We start from the raw sequence: 22,581 nt of genomic DNA, 5'->3' as shown, positions 1-22,581 counted from the left end.
GCAACGTTAAACATAATCGCAGTACTAGCTCACAGAAACAAAAAAAGCCATGTATTACTACATGGCTTTTCAATATTAAACGCTAGGCTTAATAAATGTTAGAACGAACCAATTAATGAAAGACGCGCGTTAATTGGTGCGCCAACTGTTGCTTGGTGACGTGAGTGAGCATTCGGGAAGTAAAGCTCATCAGTTAGGTTCTCAACGTTTAGCTGTAAGCGCATGTCGCTATTAATGTCATAATATGCAGATGCATCAACACGTAAATAGCTAGGTAGTACTGGTGAATTATCAGCGGTCAAGATGAAGCTCTCATCTTGGTACGTTGCACCAACACCAAAACCAAATACGTCACTAACTTCGTACGCTGCCCACACTGAGAACGTGTTCTCTGGTAGCTCACGTAGTGCTACGCCATCAGAGTTTTCACCGTCAAGGTTACTGTAGTTTGCAGTAACGTGAAGTTTCTCTGTTACATAACCTTGAAGCTGAAGCTCGAAACCAGACACGTCTGAATCAACTTCAACAAAACCTTCAGGGTCGTTCGGATCGTTATCAAGTGATACTTGTTCGTTCTCAAAGATTGCCGCAGTGAAGCTTAAACCTTCCATGAAGTCCCATTTAATACCAATTTCTTGGTTAGTAAATGTGTCTGGGTCAAGACGGTCCGCGTCACCGTTGATGTTCGCGTATTGCTCGCCAGAACGCGGTAAGAAAGACTCGCTGTAGCTTGCGTAAATCGAGATATTCTCTTGAGGCTTGTAAACCACACCTGCACGTGGAGATACTTCTTCGTCAGTTCTGTTTCGAAGCTCATCCGCTGCAACGTTGAATACTTCAATATCGAAGCTGTCGAAACGTGCACCTAGTACTAGGTCGAAGTTTTCAGATAGCGCAATTTCATCTTGTACATAGAACGAGTAAACATCTAGGTCAACGTGCGTATCGTCGTTAAGTGCAGAGAAAGCCGTTGTTATGTTCTCACCATTTGCATTTACGCCTTGAAGGCCACGGAAGCTTAGTGGGCGCATTACGTTAAACGCTTCTTTATCGTTACGGGTTATATTGAACACTGGGTTAAAACGGTCTTGGTTTGACTTGGTGTTAATCATTTCACCACCAAAGATCACCGTATGCTCAATACTGCCTGTCGCGAATTCACCCACAAGGTTTGCAGACAAAATAAGATTTTCACGCTGCGTTGTATCGATGTAACCATCAAGGGTTGCTACGTTTGTTTCTGGGTTGAAATCGGCAGCATAAAAGTTAGCGTAAACTTTATCGTAGTCACCGTAAAAGGCATTGAAGTTACCTTTTAGGTTATCAGAAAACGTGTGTTGAAGGTTGGCACGGAATACATCTGCGTCAAGTGTTTGGTAGTTGTTATCTGGGTCGCCAAATACAATATCTTCAAACGCTTCAACAGGTTCGCCGTTTGCGCCAGTTGGAATACCACGGTCAATAAAGCGCTCGTGATCGATATACTCGTAAGACAAATCAACAATAGTATCGTCGCTAAGTTGGAAACGCGCAGTTGGGTTAAAACCATAGCGGTCGCCGTAGAAGAAATCACGGTGGTTATCTAGGCTTTCGTACATTGCGTTAATGCGCACGCCAGACTCATCGCCTGTATCAATGTTTGTGTCTAGTTGTAGGTTGTAAGCGCCAAACGTGTTTGCTGAAACATTGTAATTTACAAACTGTTCGCCCACTTGTGCTTTTTTAGATACACGGTTAAAAATACCGCCAGTACCGCCACGACCAAATAATAGCGCGTTCGGACCACGCAGAATTTCTACCTGTTCTACGTTGTATAATGCACGGTAGTACTGAACGTCGTCGCGGTTTCCGTCAATGTAGAAGTCTGCGGTAGAGCGCACGCCACGAAATACCACCGCGTCACGGTGACCTTCACCCTGAGATGTATTTACACCTGGCATGTAATCGATAATTTGACCAACGCTTGTGATACCACGGGCGGTGATCTCTTCAGATGTCATGATTGACAAGCTTTGCGGCACGTCAATGATTGGTGTAGGGCTTTTAATTGAGTTTGACTGGTTTACCGACAGATACTGTCCATTGATGGTTACACGCTCGATGTTTTCTAAATCAACAGCAAGCGCTGCAGGGCTCAATAATACGGCTGTAGCAATACTGGTAAGTTTAAACTTCAATTTTCATCTCCAAGTTTTAAACATTTCAAATATGTTCGTGTGGCGTTTAGAAAAGCGTTGAAAATGGCTCGTTGAGTGAGTGAACCGAACCCGCTTTCTAAGTGCTAATAAGAATCGTTGTTATTTTCGGTTGGCATCATATAGAAAAATTCCTATCTTGACGAGAGGTAAAGTCATATTTTTTATACTTTGGTGGGGAGTTCATTGAGAAAAGGCAAAAATGAGAGACATAAATGCGCAAAGGAAGAAGTTATACGGAGGGTGATTCAGTGGAAGAAAGCGCAAAAGTACAGGTGAGTTAGTGATGACCTATACTTTATTAAAAAAGTAGTAAATGAATGTTGTTAGTGCGGTTTAATAAAATGCGCTAGTTGCGCTGCTTACTTTGTGCTCATGTTGCGTAACGACTTAATATAAGCGCCGCAATATTTGTCGCTATCTTATTTTGATCGTCAGCGCTTAGTGCTTCTTCAATTTTAAATAGCTGCGGCCAAAAGCACTGCCCTTTCACTAAACTGTCAATCTCATCAACAACGCGGTCCAACTCATCAAAACTAAGCTTACCGTCAGCTTTAGCGTCTTTAAACCAGCGGTGCATGGCTGTTTCTTGGGCTTTTAGCTGGGCAACTTCGTCTTTTAATTTCTCGGGCTTATAGAAAAAATGCCCAATAGCAACGCGTGCTAAATCTAAGTGAGACTCGCTCACCATAAACTCAATATCTTGCAGAATTAGCGCTACCAACTGATTGTCCAACGGCGCGTTACTGTCGTAGTCTGCTTTGGTATTTAAAATTGCACTCTGCCATTGCTGAGTAACAAGATGCATTACTAGGTCTTCTTTTGTCGAAAAATGGTTGTATACCGTTCGCTTCGATACATTCGCCAGTTCTGCTAGCTTATCCATGCTTGTGCCATTCACTCCAAACTCTTGAAAAGCCTGCGTGGCAGCCTGAATTATGGCTTCACGTTTAATGTCGCTGCGTGTGCGCGTAGTGCCTGTCATAAGACATGTCCCTAATAAAACCCAACGTCATTTTACACCGAACAGTTTACTTTTCAATGCGACGACACTAAAATGCACTCACCAGTTTACTTTATGCGATTATTTATCTGTAATCTGTATGTTAAGTAACTCCTTTTTTATCAATATAAATGGATACCCAATCATCATGTCCATAACACGAATATCTCAAACGCTGTTCACCAGCCTACTTTCAATTACGTTGCTTACCTCGTTAAGCGCTTGCACAACGGAAGAAGCAGTAGAGCAAAAGCCTGCATCACCGCGCTATGTAAAACTAGCAACAGTAAGCACTATTCCAGAATTCGACGAGTTTACATTTCCAGCGGTCGTATCGGCTGTAAAGACAATTGATTTAAGTTTCGAGGTGTCAGGTCGTCTTGTGCAAACCGACCTAGTGACAGGAAGCGATATTAAAGAAGGAAAACTGCTTGCCACTATTGATAGAAAACCCTTCGAGCGACGTGTTGAAGAATCTAGAACACGCCTTGATCAAGCCAAGCGAGAGCTTGATAGAATTGAAAAAATGTTTTCACAAAACTTAGTGGCACAAAGTAACTTAGACTCAGCGAAAACGTCTTACGAGCTTGCCGTTATTGATTTGAAAAACGCCCAAGAAGATTTGAGCTATACGCAGCTTTACGCCCCTTTCGACGCAAAAGTGTCGCAACGGTTGGTTGAAAACAATAGCTTTGTATCAGCGGGCACTCCCATCGCGCGGCTTCAAGATGTATCAAAAATTTATTTCAACATTAACGTTCCCGAGCGTTTGGTGACGGCTAATTTAGGAAGGGGAATAGACAGAGCAAGTGCAACATTGGCAAGTAATCGAAACCAATGGTACGCGGTGGAATATGTAGAGCACTCTACACAGCCCGATCCAATCTCTCAAACTTATGAAGTAGTATTCGCTATGGCGCCAAGAGAAGAGTTACCGCTTACGCCAGGCGCAAGAGCAGTGGTTAAAGTTGGTTTGCAAGGCACACTATTTACCGATGGGTTTGTGGTACCGGTAAAAGCGTTAGTAGGCAATGAAGATAATGGCTTTGCCGTTTGGCTTTACGACAACCAGTCTGAATCGGTAATAAAAACACCTGTTGAAGTTAAGCATATAGAAAACAAGCTGGCGGTAATAACGGGTAACGTTGAACTTGGCCAACGTGTGGTGGCAGCTGGTGCAGCGCAAATGCGTGATGGAATGAAAGTGCTTCCTTATAAGGGAGAAAAGTAGTTTATGGATATTGCACGCTACTCCATCGACAAACCCGTAAACGTGTGGCTTATGGTAGTTATACTGCTACTTGGCGGCATGCTTGCGATGTCTAAAATAGGCAGGCTAGAAGACCCCGCTTTCACTATCAAACAAGTAAAAGTATATACCGCATACCCTGGCGCCAGTGCTGAAAAAGTAGAGCGAGAGGTTACCGAAAGGCTGGAAATTGCGATTCAGCAAATGCCGCAACTAAAAGAAGTTACTTCGGTCTCATCGCCAGGTCGTTCTGAAATTACAGTTGAAGTAAAAAGTACTTACAACAGTAGTTTATTACCTCAAGTGTGGGATGAACTGCGCAAGCGTCTTCGAGATATTCAAAGCTCTTTACCCGTTGGCGCTAGAGCTCCTGTTGTGTTCGATGACTTTGGTGACGTTTACGGACTGTATTACGCGTTAAGTGCCCCCGATTTTGACACTCGAGAACTACGCGAGTTTGCACGTATTATTCGACGCGATTTGTTAACCACCAGCGGTGTTGCCAAAGTAAATGTTACGGGTGTACAAAAAGAGCAGATCGTAGCTTATATCAACCCCTATCAACTGGCCGGTTTAGGCATTTCTTTTCCAGACTTAGCAAAGCTTTTTGAGGATAACTTGCGTCCATTCAATGGCGGGCGCGTAAAGGTGGATGAAAAGAACGTACGTCTAATTGTTGAACGGGCCCCCGATAGATTGGAAGAGATTTCCAACCTTTCTGTGGTCATACCCGGCACCAACCGCTCCTTGCGTGTTGCTGACGTGGCAACGTTAAAGTTAGAGCCAGCCGATATACAGCCTGTACTAGTGCGCTACAACGGGGAAGAAGCCCTTACGCTAAGTGTGTCGGCGTTAACTGATGTTAACATTGTTGATGTAGGTAAAAGAGTGAATGGGAAGGTTGATGCTTTGCTAAAGCAACTTCCTGTCGGCATAACGCTTACTCCAATATACGACCAGGCTTCAGTGGTTGATGAGTCAGTGACCGGCTTTATAAACAACCTTATTATGTCGGTTGCTGTGGTAACGCTAACACTATGTTTGTTTATGGGCTGGCGCTCTGGCGTAGTTGTTGGCTCCGTATTATTGGTAACCGTGTTAGGTACTATTTTAGTAATGTGGCTTATGGGTATTCAGCTTCAGCGTATTTCGCTAGGCGCCATGGTAATTGCCATGGGTATGCTTGTAGATAACGCCATAGTAGTTGCTGAAGGTATGATGCTTCGTATGGCCACAGGCGCAACAGCAAAAGAAGCTGCAAGCTTTATTGTTAAACGTACGCAATGGCCGTTACTGGGCGCCACAGTGATAGGCATTGCCGCATTTTCTGGTATTGGGTTATCGAACGATGCTACCGGTGAATTCCTTTACTCATTGTTCGCTGTAGTGCTTGTTTCTTTGATGATCAGCTGGGTGCTAGCAGTTACGCTTGTACCTGTTTTGGGCGCACATTTTTACCGCAAAGGGCTTTCCCAATCGAGTAACACAAAACCGTCTGCCATGCAGCGTTGGTTCAAAGGTACGTTGCTTGGTGCACTAAAACTGCGCTGGGTGACTATTGGAACACTAGGGTTAATTACCGTCGCGGCATACGGAAGCTTTGGTATGGTGAAGCAAGGCTTCTTCCCACCATCGAATGCTCCCCTTTTCTTCGTGCATTATTGGGGTCCACAAGACCGCGATATTCGTACCACAGAAAACATCGCCAAAGCTGCAGAGCAGCGTATGTTAGCGCTAGATAATGTAACTGCAGTAACCACGTTTGTTGGTCAGGGCGCCGACCGATTTACGCTTACTTACTCTCCAAAGAGTGCAAATGAAAATTATGCGTTTTTTATTGTGCGAGCTGATGAACTAGACGCAATACCGTCAATTCAAGCTCAGCTTGGCAACCAGCTAAACGATTTAGATTTAGACGCCAACTTCTATATGGAACGCATGCAGTTTGGCCCAGGCTCAGGTGCGAAGTTAGAAGCGCGTTTTTCTGGCCCAGATACAGAAGTGCTTCGCCAGCTTGCCGAAGAAGCAAAAGCAAAACTGTATGCAGACGGTAATATCATAGACATTAGACACAACTGGCGAGAGAAAGGCTTTGCAATTAATACACAGTTCGACAACTACAATGCCGGTATTGCGGGCGTATCACACAGCGACTTTAGTCAAACCGTTCAATATGCCAGCAGTGGCGTACAGCTAGGTACTGTGCAAGATGGTGATTATGCTTACAGCATTATTGCTAAAATGGGTAACGCTGAAAACGATGAACTCCAGTCAATTCGCGAATCTCAGGTTTGGTCGTCGCAGCAACGTCAATATGTTCCGTTTACTCAAGTATCTCATGGCCTTGAGTTAATGACAGAAGAAATGCGCATACATCGCAAAGACAGACTTCGCACCATTACTGTTGAAGCAGAGCCTAGAGAAAATGAGACCGCAGCAAAAGCACTAGCACGCGTGCGCCCGCAGTTGGAAGCTATTCCACTCCCCCCAGGATATCACCTTGAATGGGGTGGCGAATTTGAAAGTTCAAGTGAAGCACAGCAAGCACTCGGCGCAGGTTTGCCAGCAGGCTTCTTGGTGATGTTTATTATTTCAGTATTGCTATTTGGTCGTGCTCGTCAGCCTCTTATCATCTGGTTAGTAGTACCTATGGCCATTGTCGGCGTAGTGACGGGTTTGCTGTCTACTGATATGCCGTTTGGCTTTATGTCTTTACTTGGCTTCCTAAGTTTGTTCGGCATGCTGATTAAAAACGCCATTGTGCTTATAGAAGAAATCGATCTTCAAATTGAAGAAGGGTTAGCAATACGCAGCGCTATTGTAGAAGCAACTCTTAGCCGTGTAAGGCCTGTGGCATTAGCAGCTGTCACAACCATACTGGGTATGGCACCATTGTTGTTCGACGCATTTTTTGCAGACATGGCGGTAACTATTATGGGTGGACTAGCATTTGCGACAGTATTAACGTTAGTTGCAGTGCCTGTGCTCTATAGCCTGCTATTTAAAGTAAGTTATAGAAACAGCCAAGCTTGAAAAAACGCACTGGCGGCGAAAATTTTCTGCCAGTGCGTACTATCTTTTTGCCTCTATACGCGACTGCATGTATTTCATGACGTCGCGCCAGCTTACGATACCTACTGGGTGCTTTTTTTCGTTTATTATTGGGATACAAGAAATTTTATTCTGGTTAAACAGTGTAATAGCAGTATAAATGGAATCGTTTGATGTGAGGGTAATCACCTCACGCGTCATAATTTGGTGGGCTTTTTTGTCAAGCGTGGCGCGGTCTAGCATGCGCTCACTAATAGTATCCACGAATGGACTTACCGCTTTCATCAAATCTCTGTCGGAAATAATACCTTTAAGTACGTTGTCATTTACGACCACTAAATGATGAAAACCAGTAGCAGCAAACAGCTCGCGTAACGACTGCAAACTGTCGTCCATATGAACGCTAACAACACGGGTAGACATTATTTGTGAAATGCTCATTATCACTTCTATCCTTTATAGAGTAATAGCTTACATAAGATGACTAACACATTACTAATAGCGTAGAAATGAGTGTACTTTACTAATAGCGTAGAAATGAGTGTACTTTTTTACAAGCCCCCCCATTTCTTATTGTTCTTTACTCGGTGTTTTCTTTGCGCCATATCAAATTAAATTGCGTGCTTTCTCGCTCTAACCTTTTTCCATTTCTCAAATCTTTACTATTCTTTAGTCTGCGTTGAATGCTTAACGGTATGAAACTATTGAAACAATTAATGATGTTTTTCATCTTAGGTAAGTATGAATGATTAAAGGGCAGTTTTCGGCAATCGCACTACTTTGCAGCGGCATGGCAGCATTTAATGCTTCGGCCGAACAAGAAAGACTTAATATTAGTGGGTTCGGAACCATTGCAACTGCAACAGCTGACACAAACAATTTTGAGTTTCGAAACGACCGTTCACAAGACGCTAAGGCGAAAAAAGACGGCTTTGCTTTTAGGCCGTTGAGCTCAATTGGTGTTCAAATAGATTATCGTATTACAGATAAGCTCGACTTCGTGGGCCAGTTTGTATATCGCGACCAAGATTTTCAAAAGCTCGACTCAGTAACGCAAATGGCCTTCTTGCGTTACCAGCTTTCGCCGTCATGGCAATTAAGAGCTGGAAGAGTTGCAGCAGATATTTTTCACTTTAGCGATACACGGGATGTATCAATTGCCTATCCATGGGTAAAAGTACCGACGGAAGTTTATGGTATTGTACCGAGCAGGAGCTTAGATGGAACAGACGTTTCCTATTTAAAACCCTACGATAATTTCGAGTTGTCGCTTAAAGCCTTTTTTGGGAAAGGTGAGAGTGACTTCACTAGCGATGACTTTGTTCCTATAGAGTTCGACAAGTTGTACACCTTAGGCATTGAGCTAACCGCCCTTGACTGGAGCGTTGCTTTTAAGCACACCAAAACCGAAGCCGAGAATGCATCACCTGGGGCTAATTTCGCATCAGAATCAGTAGCGCAATTACAACCAATTTGGAGCGGTGCAACTGTGTATGCAAGAGAGTTGTCAACTGAAGGCGCTGACATTGAATATACCTCTCTATACTTTAACCGATTTTTGGGTGAGTGGGAGTTATCGGGTGAGCTATCGCATATTGACTCTACCTCTATTGGGTTACGCCATTCGATAAACGGCTTCTTTAATTTAAGCTATTTTTATGGTGCGCACACGTTTTACGCCCTTTACTCGTTTGCCGATACAGATGCTTACTACATAGGCGAAGAGCGACCTGACTTCCCTATAAACGCTAACACGTTGCAACTCGCCGCACTGGCAGAAGAGGTTGCAAACTCTCTAGCTCATAGCCAACAATCATTTTCTGTAGGTTGGCGATGGGATTTAAAAGAAAACTTAGCATTTAAAGCACAAATTGAACGTACCGATATAGATGAAAGAGGAGGCGGCTTACGAGCACGTGATGACCTCGTCATAAATGGAGAAGAGAGCGTTGCACATACTTTGTTTCTAGGACTAAGCTTTAGCTTTTAGGAGTAGACATGAAGTTATTTACAACCTGCTCCACTATGCTTTTTATTGGTATTTTAGTGTTATTGACATGCACAAAGTTTGCGTACGCACAGGAAACTATTGTTGTTGTAACTAGTCAGAGCAACACCATTCAATCAATAGACAAAAAAGGGCTTATTGATTTATACATGGGTAAATACTCTGCATTTCCAAATGGTGAACGCGCAACGCCAATCGACGTAGAAAAAGACAGTAATTTAAAAGAAACATTTTACAAGGCATTGGTAGGATTACCGCTAGCCCGTGTCAATGCCTATTGGTCGCGCTTGAAGTTCTCAGGTAGAGCGAAGCCACCGACTGTTGAACAAACGTTAGACGATGTTGAACAGCGTATTAACAACGATAGTTCCGCGCTGGCCTATATTTACGAATCGAAAGTAACTGATAAAATGAAGGTAGTATATCGTTTTGATTAATGTGCATGGTTTAGGTGTTCGCTTTTCGCTTTTTCTTGTTGCAGCATCGGTGCTCGTTGTTATTGTTACCGCCGAATTTTTCTATCGCACCACATTCGAAAAAGAAATAAGTGCGGCCAACAGTGATATTAAAGAGCTGTATGAAACCGTATCTGCTACGGCGTCGATTGCTGCGTTTTTGGAAGATGAAGACCTTGCTAAAGAAGCGATAAATGGTTTGGTGAAGAGTAATAAAATTCTCGCAGCATCTATCAAAAGCGAAACGCTGTATTACCAAGTCAACGTTACAAACGCAATAAACAGAAACACTGAACCTCGTGTTTTTGTAGTGCGTCACCCGTTTATTCCCGAAGACACATTGGCTGAAGTCAACGTTTATCCCGACTTCAATTACATCATTAAGCAAGCCGGTGAAATTAGTGTCGACAATAGCTTTTCGCTTTACATGTCTTCATTGGTTGTAGCTTTTGTCGCATTGGTCATTACTTATTACGTTACGATTGCGCCGATGCTAAGAGTGGGTCGTTCGCTTAATAAGATAAAACCAGGCACATCACAGCGTATCAATGTACCGCGCTATCACAAACGCAGCGAAATAGGCACGTTGGTAAAAGACACCAACAAATTGTTGGGCAAGGTAGAAGAACAGTTTACGCAAGAGCGCCAATTGCGCGAAGAAATAGAGTTTTTAGAAAAGCGCTTTCGAATGCTTTTTGAAAATGCAAAGTCATCTATTGTATTAATGACTGAGCACGGATTTATCGAGCTTAGAAACAAAGCGTTTAACGAGCTTGTCGAAAAAATTGGGCTGGGTGTAAGGCAAGATTACGGCGAGCTACTTGAAGAGCTTTTTGAGCAACCCACTGTTGTGAAAAATACACTGAACGAGGCATTCAAAAGAAACGAGTTTGCCACAGGAGAGTTCAAGTTAAACACAGGTGCTAACGTAGACACTATGTGGGTGCAGTTAATTGCCAACCCGCTATTGACCGAAAACGGTGAGCGCTTTTATCAGCTTACGTTAATTGATATATCAAGCCGAAAACAAGAGTTGCAAAAGCTAGCGCTGCAGGCAGACTTCGACGCATTAACAGGCATATACAACCGAAATGGTGGCGAGAAGCTTATTGCAAAGCTAATGAATAAAGGGCACCACTTTGCATTGGCACTTATCGATTTAAATGGTTTTAAAGCGGTGAATGACATTTTTGGCCACGATGCTGGTGACGAAGTGCTAGTGTTTGTGTCTCAGCAACTAAAAGACACCATACGTAAAAATGACGTTGCCATTAGATGGGGTGGCGATGAGTTTGTTCTTCTACTGCATGCGGATGACGAAGCCTCTGTAACAAAGGCCATTACCAAGGTTAACGAAGCAGTGAAACAACCTTTTTATTTTGAGAACGACAATAATCCTACTTTTGTGTCTATGAGCGTAGGCGTTGCTTTCTTCCCATCGATGACCAGCGATATGAACACGCTAATAAAACTTGCGGATGTTGCTATGTATAAAGCGAAACAGAACAAGGTATCGGCACCTGAAGACTATTTATTCTTCGCCGAACCCGGTTAGCAAATGTGAGCTTACATTTAGCACGCGCAAATATCGCCCACCTTTGTTTATCGTATAACGTTGAAAGAATATTTATAAAAAACCATCTAGTCAGTTTCATCTTTTAGCCTTAGACTGCCATCACAATAATAATGACGACAGGTATTGTGTAAGCATTGCGTTTTGGCTAATGACTTACGTTTACTCATCCATTTGCAACAAGGTTTTCAGTTAAATGTCACAACAAAAAGTAGGTTTAGTGGGCTGGCGAGGCATGGTTGGCTCAGTATTGATGCAGCGCATGCAGCAAGAGCAAGATTTTGCGCACATCGAGCCCACCTTTTTCACTACCTCTCAAAAAGGCAGTGCAGCACCAAATTTCGCGGGTAAAGATGCAGGAGTTCTCGAGGACGCCTTTGATATTCAGGCATTATCTAAGCAAGACATCATCATTACATGCCAAGGCGGCGACTACACCAAAGCCGTCTATAACGACCTTCGAGCAACGGGCTGGAGTGGATATTGGATTGACGCAGCATCGGCGTTACGCATGAAAGATGACGCCGTTATTGTACTAGATCCAGTAAACAGAAAAGAAATCGACAATGGTATTGCCAGTGGCAAACGCACCTTTGTTGGCGGAAACTGCACGGTTTCACTGATGCTACTGGCGTTGGGTGGCTTGTTTGAAAAAGACCTCGTCGAATGGGCATCACCTATGACGTATCAAGCAGCGTCAGGTTCAGGTGCTAAACATATGCGTGAACTCATTAGCCAGATGGGCGCTATTCATACCAATGTGAAAGACAAGATTGACGACCCGGCTACCGCAATTTTAGACATTGATGAGCAGGTGTGTGAGTTTATACGCAGTGATGACTATCCCAGTGAACAATTTGGCGTGCCGTTAGCGGGCAGTTTAATTCCGTACATCGATTCTCAGCTTCCCTCAGGCCAAAGTAGAGAAGAATGGAAAGCGCAAGCTGAAGCTAACAAAATACTGGGTACACACGGACCTGAAGTGCCTATTGACGGTATTTGTGTTCGCGTAGGTGCTATGCGTTGTCACAGCCAAGCGGTTACGTTAAAGCTTAAAAAAGACCTTCCAATAGATGAAATAGAGCGCACACTTGCTGAACATAACGCGTGGGTAAAAGTTATTCCTAACGACCGCGATGTAACCATGCAAGAGCTTACGCCAGCAAAAGTTACTGGCACCTTATCCATTCCAGTAGGGCGTATTCGTAAACTTACGATGGGACCTGAGTATATTTCCGCCTTTACGGTTGGCGACCAGCTTTTATGGGGCGCTGCAGAGCCACTAAGAAGAATGCTGCGCATTGTGTTAGAAACCGTATAAATTACAATTTGCCTTAGGCGAGTAAATACATTAAAAAAGCCCCTACATAGGGGCTTTTTAGTATTACCGAGACTCAGACCATACGGCAAACTCATTGCCGCCAGGCTCTATAAAATGAAAGCGACAGCCTCCGGGAAACTCAAAGATAGGCTTGCTTATCTGTCCACCGCCCTCCTCTACTTCACGTTGCGTTTGCTCAATATTCTTTGAATAGAACACAAGTAAAGGGGCACCATTTGATGCCTGCGCAACAGTAGATGATACGAAAAAGCCACCTTCAAGTCCGGCATTACTAAATGCACTGTATTCACTGCCGTAATCTGTGAACAACCAGCCAAAAACATCCCCGAAGAAGACTTTAGATGCTGTAATATCAGCGGTGGCAAACTCAGCATAGTTAAGCTGTGCTTTCTCAGTCATTTTCTTTTTCCTTCAATGACAATTTACTGGAGTATGTAGAAGTTCTGCTGCGCTCAGCATAGGGCTTTTGCTGTTTTTGCCCTGTGCCTGCTTAATAAGCGCAATTATGTTGCTATTTACCGGAGTAGCAATCTTGTGTTTTTTACCTAAGCGCTCTATTTCACCGTTCAGAAAATCAATTTCAGTAGTACGTCCAAGTTGTAAATCTTCATACATTGAAGAGCGAGCTTGAGGGTCTATTTTCAACGTTGATGCTGCAACAATATTAAAAAGAAAATTTGGCAGCATCATAATAGTTGGCATTAGTTTAGGGATCACTTTACCCGTTCTTGCTGGTGATATGCCTTCAGCTTTTAATACAAAAAGCGCCTCTTTAAGTACCTCTGCCATTACCAGTCTGTAGGCTCTCTCTGCAAGCTGCTGCTTGAGCGGAATACCGGACAACGCGTTAACGGCGTTGTTTAAATTCATAATTAACTTACCGTACTGAACACTGCTAATGTCGCCGTATACCGTTACTGGAAGTTGAGCTCGCTCTAACAAATCGACAACAGGCGTACAAATAGAATCAGGATCCTCAATAGCAAGATGCCCTTCTGTACCGCAATGAAAGTGCCCGTTACCTTGATAGAAAACATTAAAAGGCACCATGCCTTTTACTATGTGTTGAGACAGTTCGCTCGTTAAAACATCACCGTTCGTAACACCATTTTGGAAACTGATAACAGTCGCTTCATCTTTAGCATGCTTTTGAATTATCTGTGCTGCGCTTTGTGTATCTTGGCTTTTCACGCACAATAATATGAAATCGGCTGATGCAAGTGCGTCATAGTCACACGTAAAATTAATGGCGTCTGAAACTACCTTGTCGTTACGCCCCTGCCAATCGGTAAGCGTAAGCCCATTAGATAGAATGTCTTGCTGTAGCCTAGGGCGGCCAATTAGCGTAAGCGTAAAAGGTGCACTTTGCTCTGTGGAGCCATTGTGTGCCAATATACAACCAGCCAAATAACATCCAATGCTACCAGCACCTAATACTACAACATTAAGTGTTTTTGCTTCACTGTTCATTAACGCTCCTCTGGCTGGTTCAGCAACATAAGAATACCGATACAAAATTAACACTTATTTTACAACTAAGCCATTGTAAGTAAATGTTTTTTCAATCAAACCGATTCATTCTTTCAATTTTAAGTTTTATCGTGATCTGTCTAATCTTTGACTAGGTAGTCAATATATATCGTTTATTTTTAGAAGGTCATTATGTATCACAGCAGTGCTTCATCAGAGTCGAACGTAAGTGCTAAGAAAGTGAAAACAGCACTTGTCGCCGAGGGCGGCGGACAGCGCGGAATTTTTACTGCTGGAGTTTTAGATGCATGGTTAGAACATGACTATGACCCTTTTGATATTTTAATAGGCACGTCTGCGGGTTCGCAAAACCTAACGAGTTTCGTGTCACGCCAAAAAGGTTATGCCAAGCGACTTATTCGTGGATTAACGCGTCACAAACAATTTTTTCAAGTTGGTCGCGGCCTTTTAGGCAAGCATATTGTTGATTTAGATTGGTATTTCGAAAAAACGAAAGAAGCAAAACGTGCGTTAGACCTACAAACGGCTATGAACAATGTTGAAGAAAGAGAAATACTTTTTACTGCAACTAACGTTCGCGACAGACAAGCTTATTTTTTGAGCCCTAAAGCCAGTAAAAACGACTGGATAGAGCTAATAAAAGCGTCGAGCGCGCTTCCTCTTCTTTACAAGCAAGGCGTACCGCTGGTAGCTGAAGACCAACGCCAAAATGAAGCTGCAAACACAGATTTTTATCTGGACGGCGGTTTGGCTGCGCCGCTACCTGTAACCGAAGCTTATAAGCGTGGAGCGAGAAAAATAGTTGTTATTCGTACAGTGGATAAAGACTTCCAAGCCCAATCTGCTTGGCTACAGCGACTAAGCGCAATTATGTGTGCAACAGGGCAATGTCCAAAAACCATTGATTATTTATTGCAGCATGAAAAAGCCTATCAAAAAGAACTGGCGTTTATAAATAATCCACCCGATGATGTGGAAATAATTCAGCTGTTTTCTAACCAAAAACTGAAAAGCAAACTCCTCGGCAGCTCAAATGCTGAATTAAAGCATGATTATGCCGAGGGTAAATACGTCGGGTCGTCGTTTTTGAATGCTCCAGAAGGGAACGTCGACCAAGTAAAGAGTGAGCTAAAAATCCATGCCGCGTAGCGTCTGAAAGAATCATCGCTTCACGCTTGTCTAGCACAATCTTCACTACGTATCCAAAATTAAAAATAAAACGAAAAGCTGCTTACCTTATCAAGCAGCTCCTGCGTTTATAATACCTTACTCTTTCATGCCCTGATACAAACCATAGGCACATACCGCCGCATAAACCATCACGATGGTTGCTTGCAGCACAGCGTCAAACGCAGCAAAGCTTTCTCTAAAGATACCAACGAACAGGCCAAAGCCTAGGGAGAACAACGAGACAAATAACCAAAGGCGCTTTTTCCAGAAAGCAAAGAAGTCGGTTTGAGGTGATAAATGATTTTGTAGTGCGTTCATTATTTTTTCCTTCAACTACCCTGTCTATGCGGAACAATTGTTTCTGCTCGAGGCTAACTGTTACCGCTCATAACAAAACACCGTTAACTGCTGAAGTGAAGCGTATTATGGAAACGAGTTGTGATAACTGAACACCCATCTACTTCAAGCTTACTAACGTTAAACCTGTAATGCGAGGCGCGTTTATGAATCGCAATGCCAATCGCAAATTACTACTTTAGTATGAACAAATAATACACTTCATCAAATTAAATTTATTAGATAATTTTAATGTTCGTTAATTTAATGATCGAGTGGGTGCGAAAGCAGCGCTAAGTTATTGAACCCTATATGAACCTTTTACACTATTACCAACATTAAAAAAGCCAGCTATTGATGGTCAATTCAATCAGCTGGCTTTTGGTTGCTAAATTCAAACTAGGTTAGTCAAACAAATATGACACCGTAGCACCGAATGTTCTTGGTTGATTTGGATAAGCATTAAAACTTCCCGCTTGAATTGGCGGTGGGAATGCCGACATGAAATATTCATCATTGGTGAGGTTACGTACCCATACCTGCACGCTCACACCATTTTCGAACTCAAGACCCGCACTAGCATTTAACGTGCGAACTTCACGCGTAAGCTCTGGTGGCACGTTTTCAACTAACTGAGCTTCGCTTTCGTACAAATAATCACTTCGTACATAACCTGTCATGCCGTTCTCAAAGTCTAGGTAGTACGTCAAACCGGCAACGAAGCTTCTTTCGTGAATACCCGATGGCATTTCGCCCGATAAATCAGTTGGGCCATTTAGCCCATTAGCACCCTCGAACGAATCATAAACGGGATCTAGAATGGTGCCCGCGAAAGTAAAGGTTAGATTGTCGGTAATGTCATACGTCGAATCAAATTCAACCCCTTTAGTCGATTGCTCACCCGCATTTGCAAGTACAAAACCTGTGCCCACAAATATGCTCGATTGAAACCCTTCAATCGTTTGATCGAATAACGTTACGTTAAACGCACCGCGCTTAAAGCGAGCCTTCATACCCAACTCGTAAACGGTTGACTCTTCAGGGCCTGCGTATCGCGTACCGTAGCTCTGGTTCGCGCGTGGCAAGTCTGCGGCAAGCAATGCGGCTTGGTCAGCAGCAAATGGTCTTGTATCACGAGACAAGTTCCAAGATGACGCTTTAAAGCCTGTAGCGGCTGTAGCAAACACGTTGATATTGTCATTAACCTCGTAGGCTAAGCGCGCACTCCACGTTACTTTGTCATCGTTAGTGTTACCGTTTTCTACACTGTTAGGAAAGATAAGTTGAGGTGGTAAAAACTGCACGCTTTGTAACGTTGGAATAAACGGTGTTAGCGCTGGTGCAGCTACAGACAATGGTACTCCAAACACAGTTGGGTCATTCACAAAATCAATTGATGAAAGCACTTCTGTGTTAATTTGCTCAATTGATACGTCTTTTTCATCTTCGGTGTAGCTAACGCCAAGCGTAGCGGTTAGGTCATCTGACAGGTGATAGTCTAGGTTTAGGAAAATCGACAATGCATCATTTTCTTGTAAAAACTCACTGTTTACATACTGTCCAGCAGCAAAGAAAGTACCGGGCGCTTGACCATAAAGCGGCTCGAACGTGCCAAGAAAACCTACAGGGAACACTGCATCAAACGGTAAAGGCGCGATAGCTTGAGCTACGCCTCCATTAAGCAGTACGTCGAAGTAAGGCCTTGTAGCTTGGCCGTAAGTTAACGTATCTCCCGTATCTACTTCTTCAGAGAAGTAGAACATACCAACCATCCAATCTAATGTATTGTCACCCGTCGATGTTAAGCGAAACTCTTGCGTGAAGGTATCGATATCGGTATTACCTTCTTCGGTCAAAATATCTAGCGAGGTGTAGTCAACATCGCCAATATAGTTCGATTTGTTGTTGCGGTACGCGGTAATTGACGTAAACGAGAATGTATCAAAATCTACATCCAGTTGAAGAGAAACGCCTCCATCTTCCACTTGGTTATTGGGGTTGAAGTTTAGCGCTGACTCGTAAGCGAATGGATCATCGGTTTCAAGTACCGTTCCACCTAAAGCACGAACCACACCTGTTGTTGGACCGTTTATAACATCAGACACGGTACAGCAGCGTTCATCAATTTCACTGTAATCGGCAATTAGGCGTAGTTTTACATCTGCTGTTGGTTCGTATAACGCCTGTCCGCGCACATTCCAGCGGTCGCGATTATTAAGCTCGTCAACACCATCCACTACGCTGTCGGTGTAACCGTCACGTTTGTTGATACCACCAGAAATACTAAATGCCAGTTCATCGGTAATACCATTGGTGTAATAGCCACGAAGCAGTCTCTGATTGAAGTTACCGATACCAAGCGTAATTTTACCTTCTTCAGTATACGAAGGCGCGCCAGTACGAATGCTAATTACACCCGCTGATGCGTTTTTACCGAACAGCGTGCTTTGTGGGCCACTTAACACCTCTACCTGCTGTAAGCGCGGTAGGTCACCAATTTGTGCCGCCGCCCGTGAGCGATAAACACCATCGATAAACACACCTACCGAAGGCTCTATACCCGTGTTGTTAGTACCGTTACCAAAGCCACGTATAGAGAAGTTAGTATTGGTAGAACGCTGCAATGGCGTTACACGAAGTGTAGGTACTAACGCCTGCATGTCCTGAATATCAAGAACCTGCGTTTGCTCTATTGCTTCACCACTTGTTACAGAAACAGCTATTGGGGTTTCTTGAAGCCCAGTACTGCGTTTTGATGCAGTTATTTGTATTTGCTCGTAAAGTTCGTCTTTGCTCTGCTCTTCTTCTGCTTCTTGCGCACAAAGTGCTGTACTGGTTAATCCCAGACTTAGCGCAATTAGCGTTGCAGCGCGATTTCGTTTGAAGTTTGAGGGTAAGCGTTTACTCATTTTTTCTTCTCTTCTTTTTCTTTTGTATTTTTTATTGTTTTAGAGCGACGAACTTTAGTACTGACTTAGCGAACGGCTCATAGGTTGTAGAAAACCTACAATAACCAAGAAAGAAAACAGATGTAAAACATTTGTTTAAATTTTGTAAAAATGAAAAAGAGAGGTAGACACTTTTAATTAGTTAGAACACCACAAAAAACAAGGCGCGCAGTGGTTTTAGCACACCTTAAAAAAGTGTATTCAAAATTTTTATAGTGGTGAATTAGTAGTCTGGGTATAAAAAAACCGGCAAAAGCCGGTTTTTTTATATTTGGCGGAGAGAGAGGGATTCGAACCCTCGATACGCTATAAACGTATACACACTTTCCAGGCGTGCGCCTTCAGCCACTCAGCCATCTCTCCAAATTTGTTTTCAAGGTTTCACTTGAGCGCGCGTATAGTAGGTAAAGCCACGCGCTTAATCAAGAACTTGCTTTAAATTAGTGAGCAAGTGCTTATAAAACGTGCTTCCTACAGGCCGCCTTTTGCTTTTAACTCGGCTGAAAAGTCTAACATGCGATCGAGTGGAATTAGCGCACCTTTTCTTAGTTCATCATCAACAAAGATCTCATGGCCTTCACTTTCGCCCGTTAAAGACGCCTTAATGGCCTCTAAGCCGTTCATTGCCATCCACGGACAATGAGCACAGCTTTTACATGTAGCGCCGTTACCGCCCGTTGGCGCTTCAATAAAGGTCTTATTTGGTGTTAGTTGCTGCATCTTATAAAAGATGCCCTTGTCGGTAGCCACAATGAACGTATCATTGTCCATGATTTGCGACGCTTTAATTAGCTGGCTAGTAGAGCCAACTGCGTCAGCCATATCAACCACGCTAGCGGGTGATTCAGGGTGAACCAACACGGCAGCGTCAGGATATAACGCTTTCATATCAGCAAGCTTTTGTGCAGAAAATTCGTCATGCACAATGCACTCGCCCTGCCACATTAACATTTCAGCGCCAGTCTGTTTGGCAATGTAAGCGCCAAGGTGTCTGTCTGGGCCCCAAATAATTTTCTTGCCCTGACTGTCTAGGTGCTCAACAATTTCTAATGCAATACTAGAGGTTACCACCCAATCTGCTCGCGCTTTTACGGCCGCAGAAGTATTTGCATAAACCACTACCGTGTGGTCGGGATGCTGGTCACAGAATTCGCTGAATTCTTTCACCGGGCAGCCAATGTCTAATGAGCACGTTGCTTCAAGGTTTGGCATTAGCACTGTTTTTTCAGGGCTTAGGATTTTTGCCGTTTCGCCCATAAAGCGCACGCCAGCAACAATAAGTGTTTGTTCTTCTGCATCGCGGCCAAAACGAGCCATTTCTAACGAGTCTGCTACACAGCCGCCAGTCTCTTCGGCCAATGCCTGAATTTCATGGTCGGTATAATAATGTGCTACCAACACGGCATTGCGTGCTTTTAATAAGGCTTTAATTTCAGCCTTTAATTCAGCTTTACGTGCTTCTGATAATGGCTGTGGTTTTGCAGGGAACGGGTATTCAACCTGATCCACTCGAAATGCTACTGACATTGACCTACATCTCTGTTGCGACAAGGGTGCGGATTATACCCAACTGTCATAAAAATTACACACTACATAAGCAACATTAGCGTAATAAATTAGTTGTAATGATACTTATTGTAGATACCGCCAAATGGGGCTTGAGGTTACTTACAGCATGAATTAGAGGGAAGATCATATCGCTGCGCGAGTTTTGTCGACCAGCTTCGCTGGTTCAAATTTTTGTCTAACGCTATCGGGTATTTTTAGAGTTAAGGAATATTGAGTATTGAGCTTGATGGTGGGTCGTGCTGGATTCGAACCAGCGACCAATTGATTAAAAGTCAACTGCTCTACCAACTGAGCTAACGACCCATCAAGTGACACGATGATATGTGATGCAGTTCAAATGATGGTGGGTCGTGCTGGATTCGAACCAGCGACCAATTGATTAAAAGTCAACTGCTCTACCAACTGAGCTAACGACCCATCATTTGATGCTAGGAGAGAAAGTGGTGGGTCGTGCTGGATTCGAACCAGCGACCAATTGATTAAAAGTCAACTGCTCTACCAACTGAGCTAACGACCCTTTCTTTCCTGTTGTTGCCTGTGTCTTGGCAACGGCGGCATATAATACTCAGATTTTTATTCGACGCAACCCATAACGTCTTTTTATTTTCATTTTTCTGCCAAATTGCGACTAAACGGTCAAAATGAAAACAAATCGCTGGGTATTTATACCAGAGGTTACTGAGTTTAGTAGAAACTTCGTAGCTTCGCCTATTTTTAAGTGCAGAAGAATAACGCGATTTGTATCGATTAATTTCTGTTTTACAAAACAATAATTCACAAAAAAGCCTCTTTAAAAGAGGCTTTGTTCATTACAAGTTATTTAATCTAGATTCAGCAAGGCGTTTTGCCGAGGAATCTGGGTATTCGTTAATAACTTGCTGCAATAATTGTCTTGCCGAAGCTGTGTCGCCGGTACGCTCTGAAATTACGCCTAACTTCAATAAGGCATCAGGACGTTTGGCAGAATCACTAAAGCGATTTGCAACGATGTTGAACTGTTCGCTAGCTTCATCCCACTTCTGTTCATTAAACAGTAGTTGCCCTAACCAATAATGCGCATTGGGCGCATAACTGCTGTTAGGAAAGCGAGAGATGAATGATTGAAACGCTGGAACGGCCTTATCGTACTCTCTTGATTTAAGAATAAGATTCACTGCATCCTCGTAAGCTTCATCCTCTCCCACCTCTGGTGTGGATGATGGTGAGCTTGGCGTAGACACAATAGGTGTTTCTACACCAGCACTAGGCATTGCAGTGCTGGTTACACCGCCCGCTTGCTTAAGCGCCTCTACGCGCTTGTCTATTTCTAGATACAGTTCACGCTGTCGCTCAAGCACTTTTTGAAGTTCATTAGTATTCACTTCTACAGCGCCACGCAGTTGATCAACTTCCATCTGCATGTTGTCGAGCTGCGTTTGAAGCCGATGCTGCATTTCCGTGCGGCTTTTCACAATGCGTTCGAGCACTGCGATTCGCTGCTCTAGTTCACCACCGCCATTGGCATCAACAACGGGAGCTTGTGCAAAAGCGCTAGAAACGGCAAGGGCGGCACTTAACGTGACGCCCAATTTTAATGTCTTATTCGCTAGAATAGTCATTAGCGGTATACAACCACTCCGCGACGGTTTTGAGCAAATGCGTACTCAGTAGAACCCATCACAGCTGGCTTTTCTTCACCGTAAGATACAACAGATACTTGGTTGCTGCTTACGCCTGCGTTAAGCAGGTAAGTTTCAACAGACTGGGCACGACGCTCGCCTAGTGCAATGTTGTACTCTGGCGTACCGCGGCTGTCTGTGTGACCTTCAATAGTTACGTTCATGCTTGGGTTTTTCACCAAGAATGCCGCATGCTTGTCTAGAATGCGCTGGAATTCAGGCTTGATGCTTGAACGGTCGAAGTCGAAGTAAACGGTTTGCTCGTTTTTCAACGCTTCCATTTCTTGTTGAACCATCTCTTCTTGACGCTTCATGCGTTGTGCCGCTTCTGCTTTAACACGCATTGCTTCTGCTTCACGTGCTTCAGCTTCTGCAGCAGCTTGCTCTTGTGCAAGACGGTTGCGTTCTGCAGCTAATTCTTCCTCGCTAGGGCCTGACGAACACGCCATCATTGTCACTACTGGCAAGGCGATAATGAAGCTTTTCATCACTTTATTCATTTGCATCCCACTAATCCTTAATTTTATTGTTTA

Annotated in this window: 17 protein-coding genes and 4 tRNA genes; 7 read left to right on the top strand and 14 right to left on the bottom strand. The window is 43.5% G+C overall.

The genetic code is table 11. The annotated features are described in order from the left end of the window. Positions 1-98: 98 nt before the first annotated feature. Both ACGHAV_RS07015 and ACGHAV_RS07010 read right to left on the bottom strand, forming a co-directional pair. Positions 99-2,177 carry a TonB-dependent receptor gene (locus ACGHAV_RS07015; protein ID WP_390378303.1) on the bottom strand — a complete coding sequence of 693 codons (2,079 nt, stop codon included), beginning with the start codon at positions 2,175-2,177 and terminating at the stop codon, positions 99-101. A gap of 391 nt (positions 2,178-2,568) precedes the next feature. After that, the gene (locus ACGHAV_RS07010) at positions 2,569-3,180 is read right to left on the bottom strand and encodes a TetR/AcrR family transcriptional regulator (RefSeq protein WP_390378300.1); all 612 of its coding nucleotides are present in this window, start codon (positions 3,178-3,180) and stop codon (positions 2,569-2,571) included. A 166-nt stretch (positions 3,181-3,346) separates the two neighbouring features. Between ACGHAV_RS07010 and ACGHAV_RS07005 the strand changes: the two genes are divergently transcribed. Further along, positions 3,347-4,429 (top strand): efflux RND transporter periplasmic adaptor subunit, encoded by a 1,083-nt coding sequence (locus ACGHAV_RS07005; RefSeq protein WP_390378297.1) that lies wholly within the window; start codon positions 3,347-3,349, stop codon positions 4,427-4,429. 3 nt (positions 4,430-4,432) lie between these two features. After that, on the top strand, positions 4,433-7,480 hold the full coding sequence (locus tag ACGHAV_RS07000) for an efflux RND transporter permease subunit (protein ID WP_390378294.1): 3,048 nt from the start codon (positions 4,433-4,435) through the stop codon (positions 7,478-7,480). 39 nt (positions 7,481-7,519) lie between these two features. On the opposite strand, the gene ACGHAV_RS06995 is transcribed toward ACGHAV_RS07000, so the two are convergent. Continuing rightward, the gene (locus tag ACGHAV_RS06995) at positions 7,520-7,939 is read right to left on the bottom strand and encodes a CBS domain-containing protein (RefSeq protein WP_390378291.1); all 420 of its coding nucleotides are present in this window, start codon (positions 7,937-7,939) and stop codon (positions 7,520-7,522) included. A 304-nt stretch (positions 7,940-8,243) separates the two neighbouring features. Between ACGHAV_RS06995 and ACGHAV_RS06990 the strand changes: the two genes are divergently transcribed. The 4 genes from ACGHAV_RS06990 (at position 8,244) to asd (ending at position 12,855) form a co-directional block, all read left to right on the top strand. After that, positions 8,244-9,488, top strand: a complete 1,245-nt coding sequence (locus ACGHAV_RS06990) for a hypothetical protein (protein WP_390378288.1) — start codon at positions 8,244-8,246, stop codon at positions 9,486-9,488. A gap of 8 nt (positions 9,489-9,496) precedes the next feature. Continuing rightward, positions 9,497-9,943, top strand: coding sequence for a hypothetical protein (locus ACGHAV_RS06985; protein ID WP_390378285.1), 447 nt, complete (start codon positions 9,497-9,499; stop codon positions 9,941-9,943). A gap of 1 nt (position 9,944) precedes the next feature. Then, positions 9,945-11,516, top strand: coding sequence for a diguanylate cyclase domain-containing protein (locus ACGHAV_RS06980; RefSeq protein ID WP_390378639.1), 1,572 nt, complete (start codon positions 9,945-9,947; stop codon positions 11,514-11,516). Between the two features lie 214 nt (positions 11,517-11,730). Then, positions 11,731-12,855 carry an aspartate-semialdehyde dehydrogenase gene (gene asd, locus ACGHAV_RS06975; RefSeq protein WP_390378282.1) on the top strand — a complete coding sequence of 375 codons (1,125 nt, stop codon included), beginning with the start codon at positions 11,731-11,733 and terminating at the stop codon, positions 12,853-12,855. 63 nt (positions 12,856-12,918) lie between these two features. Here asd and ACGHAV_RS06970 read toward each other — a convergent pair whose 3' ends face one another. Next, the gene (locus ACGHAV_RS06970; RefSeq protein WP_390378279.1) at positions 12,919-13,275 is read right to left on the bottom strand and encodes a VOC family protein; all 357 of its coding nucleotides are present in this window, start codon (positions 13,273-13,275) and stop codon (positions 12,919-12,921) included. Positions 13,276-13,287: 12 nt separating this feature from the next. Beyond that, positions 13,288-14,346, bottom strand: a complete 1,059-nt coding sequence (locus ACGHAV_RS06965; RefSeq protein WP_390378277.1) for a 2-dehydropantoate 2-reductase — start codon at positions 14,344-14,346, stop codon at positions 13,288-13,290. 192 nt (positions 14,347-14,538) lie between these two features. Between ACGHAV_RS06965 and ACGHAV_RS06960 the strand changes: the two genes are divergently transcribed. Then, on the top strand, positions 14,539-15,516 hold the full coding sequence (locus ACGHAV_RS06960) for a patatin family protein (RefSeq protein WP_390378275.1): 978 nt from the start codon (positions 14,539-14,541) through the stop codon (positions 15,514-15,516). 117 nt (positions 15,517-15,633) lie between these two features. Here ACGHAV_RS06960 and ACGHAV_RS06955 read toward each other — a convergent pair whose 3' ends face one another. The 9 genes from ACGHAV_RS06955 to pal all read right to left on the bottom strand — a co-directional run bounded on the left by ACGHAV_RS06955 (position 15,634) and on the right by pal (position 22,554). Then, positions 15,634-15,855 (bottom strand): hypothetical protein, encoded by a 222-nt coding sequence (locus ACGHAV_RS06955; protein ID WP_390378272.1) that lies wholly within the window; start codon positions 15,853-15,855, stop codon positions 15,634-15,636. Between the two features lie 422 nt (positions 15,856-16,277). Further along, positions 16,278-18,782 (bottom strand): TonB-dependent receptor, encoded by a 2,505-nt coding sequence (locus ACGHAV_RS06950; protein ID WP_390378269.1) that lies wholly within the window; start codon positions 18,780-18,782, stop codon positions 16,278-16,280. A gap of 311 nt (positions 18,783-19,093) precedes the next feature. Next, positions 19,094-19,184 (bottom strand) — tRNA-Ser (locus ACGHAV_RS06945). A 108-nt stretch (positions 19,185-19,292) separates the two neighbouring features. After that, positions 19,293-20,348: a quinolinate synthase NadA gene (gene nadA, locus ACGHAV_RS06940; RefSeq protein WP_390378266.1), complete on the bottom strand. Its 1,056-nt coding sequence runs from the start codon at positions 20,346-20,348 to the stop codon at positions 19,293-19,295. Positions 20,349-20,617: 269 nt separating this feature from the next. After that, positions 20,618-20,693 (bottom strand) — tRNA-Lys (locus tag ACGHAV_RS06935). 38 nt (positions 20,694-20,731) lie between these two features. After that, a tRNA-Lys gene (locus ACGHAV_RS06930) sits at positions 20,732-20,807 on the bottom strand. Between the two features lie 24 nt (positions 20,808-20,831). Next, positions 20,832-20,907, bottom strand: a tRNA-Lys gene (locus ACGHAV_RS06925). 292 nt (positions 20,908-21,199) lie between these two features. Then, on the bottom strand, positions 21,200-21,988 hold the full coding sequence (gene ybgF / locus ACGHAV_RS06920) for a tol-pal system protein YbgF (RefSeq protein WP_390378263.1): 789 nt from the start codon (positions 21,986-21,988) through the stop codon (positions 21,200-21,202). After that, a complete protein-coding gene (gene pal, locus ACGHAV_RS06915; protein ID WP_390378260.1) occupies positions 21,988-22,554 on the bottom strand; it encodes a peptidoglycan-associated lipoprotein Pal in 567 nt (188 codons plus the stop codon). The genes ybgF and pal overlap by 1 nt, the downstream gene beginning before the upstream one ends. Positions 22,555-22,581 lie beyond the last annotated feature (27 nt).

The sequence above is a fragment of the Alteromonas sp. MTD1 genome (genome assembly GCF_042848195.1).
Lineage (GTDB): Bacteria > Pseudomonadota > Gammaproteobacteria > Enterobacterales > Alteromonadaceae > Alteromonas.
Note: the sequence above shows the minus strand (reverse complement) of the source record. Positions and strands in the feature narration are given on the sequence as shown.

What these genes read in the sequence shown, in the direction of transcription:
- ACGHAV_RS07010 (WP_390378300.1), bottom strand. Translation starts at nt 3,180, where the DNA reads ATGACAGGCACTACGCGCACACGCAGCGACATTAAACGTGAAGCCATA.
- ACGHAV_RS07005 (WP_390378297.1), top strand. Translation starts at nt 3,347, where the DNA reads ATGTCCATAACACGAATATCTCAAACGCTGTTCACCAGCCTACTTTCA.
- ACGHAV_RS07000 (WP_390378294.1), top strand. Translation starts at nt 4,433, where the DNA reads ATGGATATTGCACGCTACTCCATCGACAAACCCGTAAACGTGTGGCTT.
- ACGHAV_RS06995 (WP_390378291.1), bottom strand. Translation starts at nt 7,939, where the DNA reads ATGAGCATTTCACAAATAATGTCTACCCGTGTTGTTAGCGTTCATATG.
- ACGHAV_RS06990 (WP_390378288.1), top strand. Translation starts at nt 8,244, where the DNA reads ATGATTAAAGGGCAGTTTTCGGCAATCGCACTACTTTGCAGCGGCATG.
- ACGHAV_RS06985 (WP_390378285.1), top strand. Translation starts at nt 9,497, where the DNA reads ATGAAGTTATTTACAACCTGCTCCACTATGCTTTTTATTGGTATTTTA.
- asd (WP_390378282.1), top strand. Translation starts at nt 11,731, where the DNA reads ATGTCACAACAAAAAGTAGGTTTAGTGGGCTGGCGAGGCATGGTTGGC.
- ACGHAV_RS06970 (WP_390378279.1), bottom strand. Translation starts at nt 13,275, where the DNA reads ATGACTGAGAAAGCACAGCTTAACTATGCTGAGTTTGCCACCGCTGAT.
- ACGHAV_RS06965 (WP_390378277.1), bottom strand. Translation starts at nt 14,346, where the DNA reads ATGAACAGTGAAGCAAAAACACTTAATGTTGTAGTATTAGGTGCTGGT.
- ACGHAV_RS06960 (WP_390378275.1), top strand. Translation starts at nt 14,539, where the DNA reads ATGTATCACAGCAGTGCTTCATCAGAGTCGAACGTAAGTGCTAAGAAA.
- ACGHAV_RS06955 (WP_390378272.1), bottom strand. Translation starts at nt 15,855, where the DNA reads ATGAACGCACTACAAAATCATTTATCACCTCAAACCGACTTCTTTGCT.
- ACGHAV_RS06950 (WP_390378269.1), bottom strand. Translation starts at nt 18,782, where the DNA reads ATGAGTAAACGCTTACCCTCAAACTTCAAACGAAATCGCGCTGCAACG.
- nadA (WP_390378266.1), bottom strand. Translation starts at nt 20,348, where the DNA reads ATGTCAGTAGCATTTCGAGTGGATCAGGTTGAATACCCGTTCCCTGCA.
- ybgF (WP_390378263.1), bottom strand. Translation starts at nt 21,988, where the DNA reads ATGACTATTCTAGCGAATAAGACATTAAAATTGGGCGTCACGTTAAGT.
- pal (WP_390378260.1), bottom strand. Translation starts at nt 22,554, where the DNA reads ATGCAAATGAATAAAGTGATGAAAAGCTTCATTATCGCCTTGCCAGTA.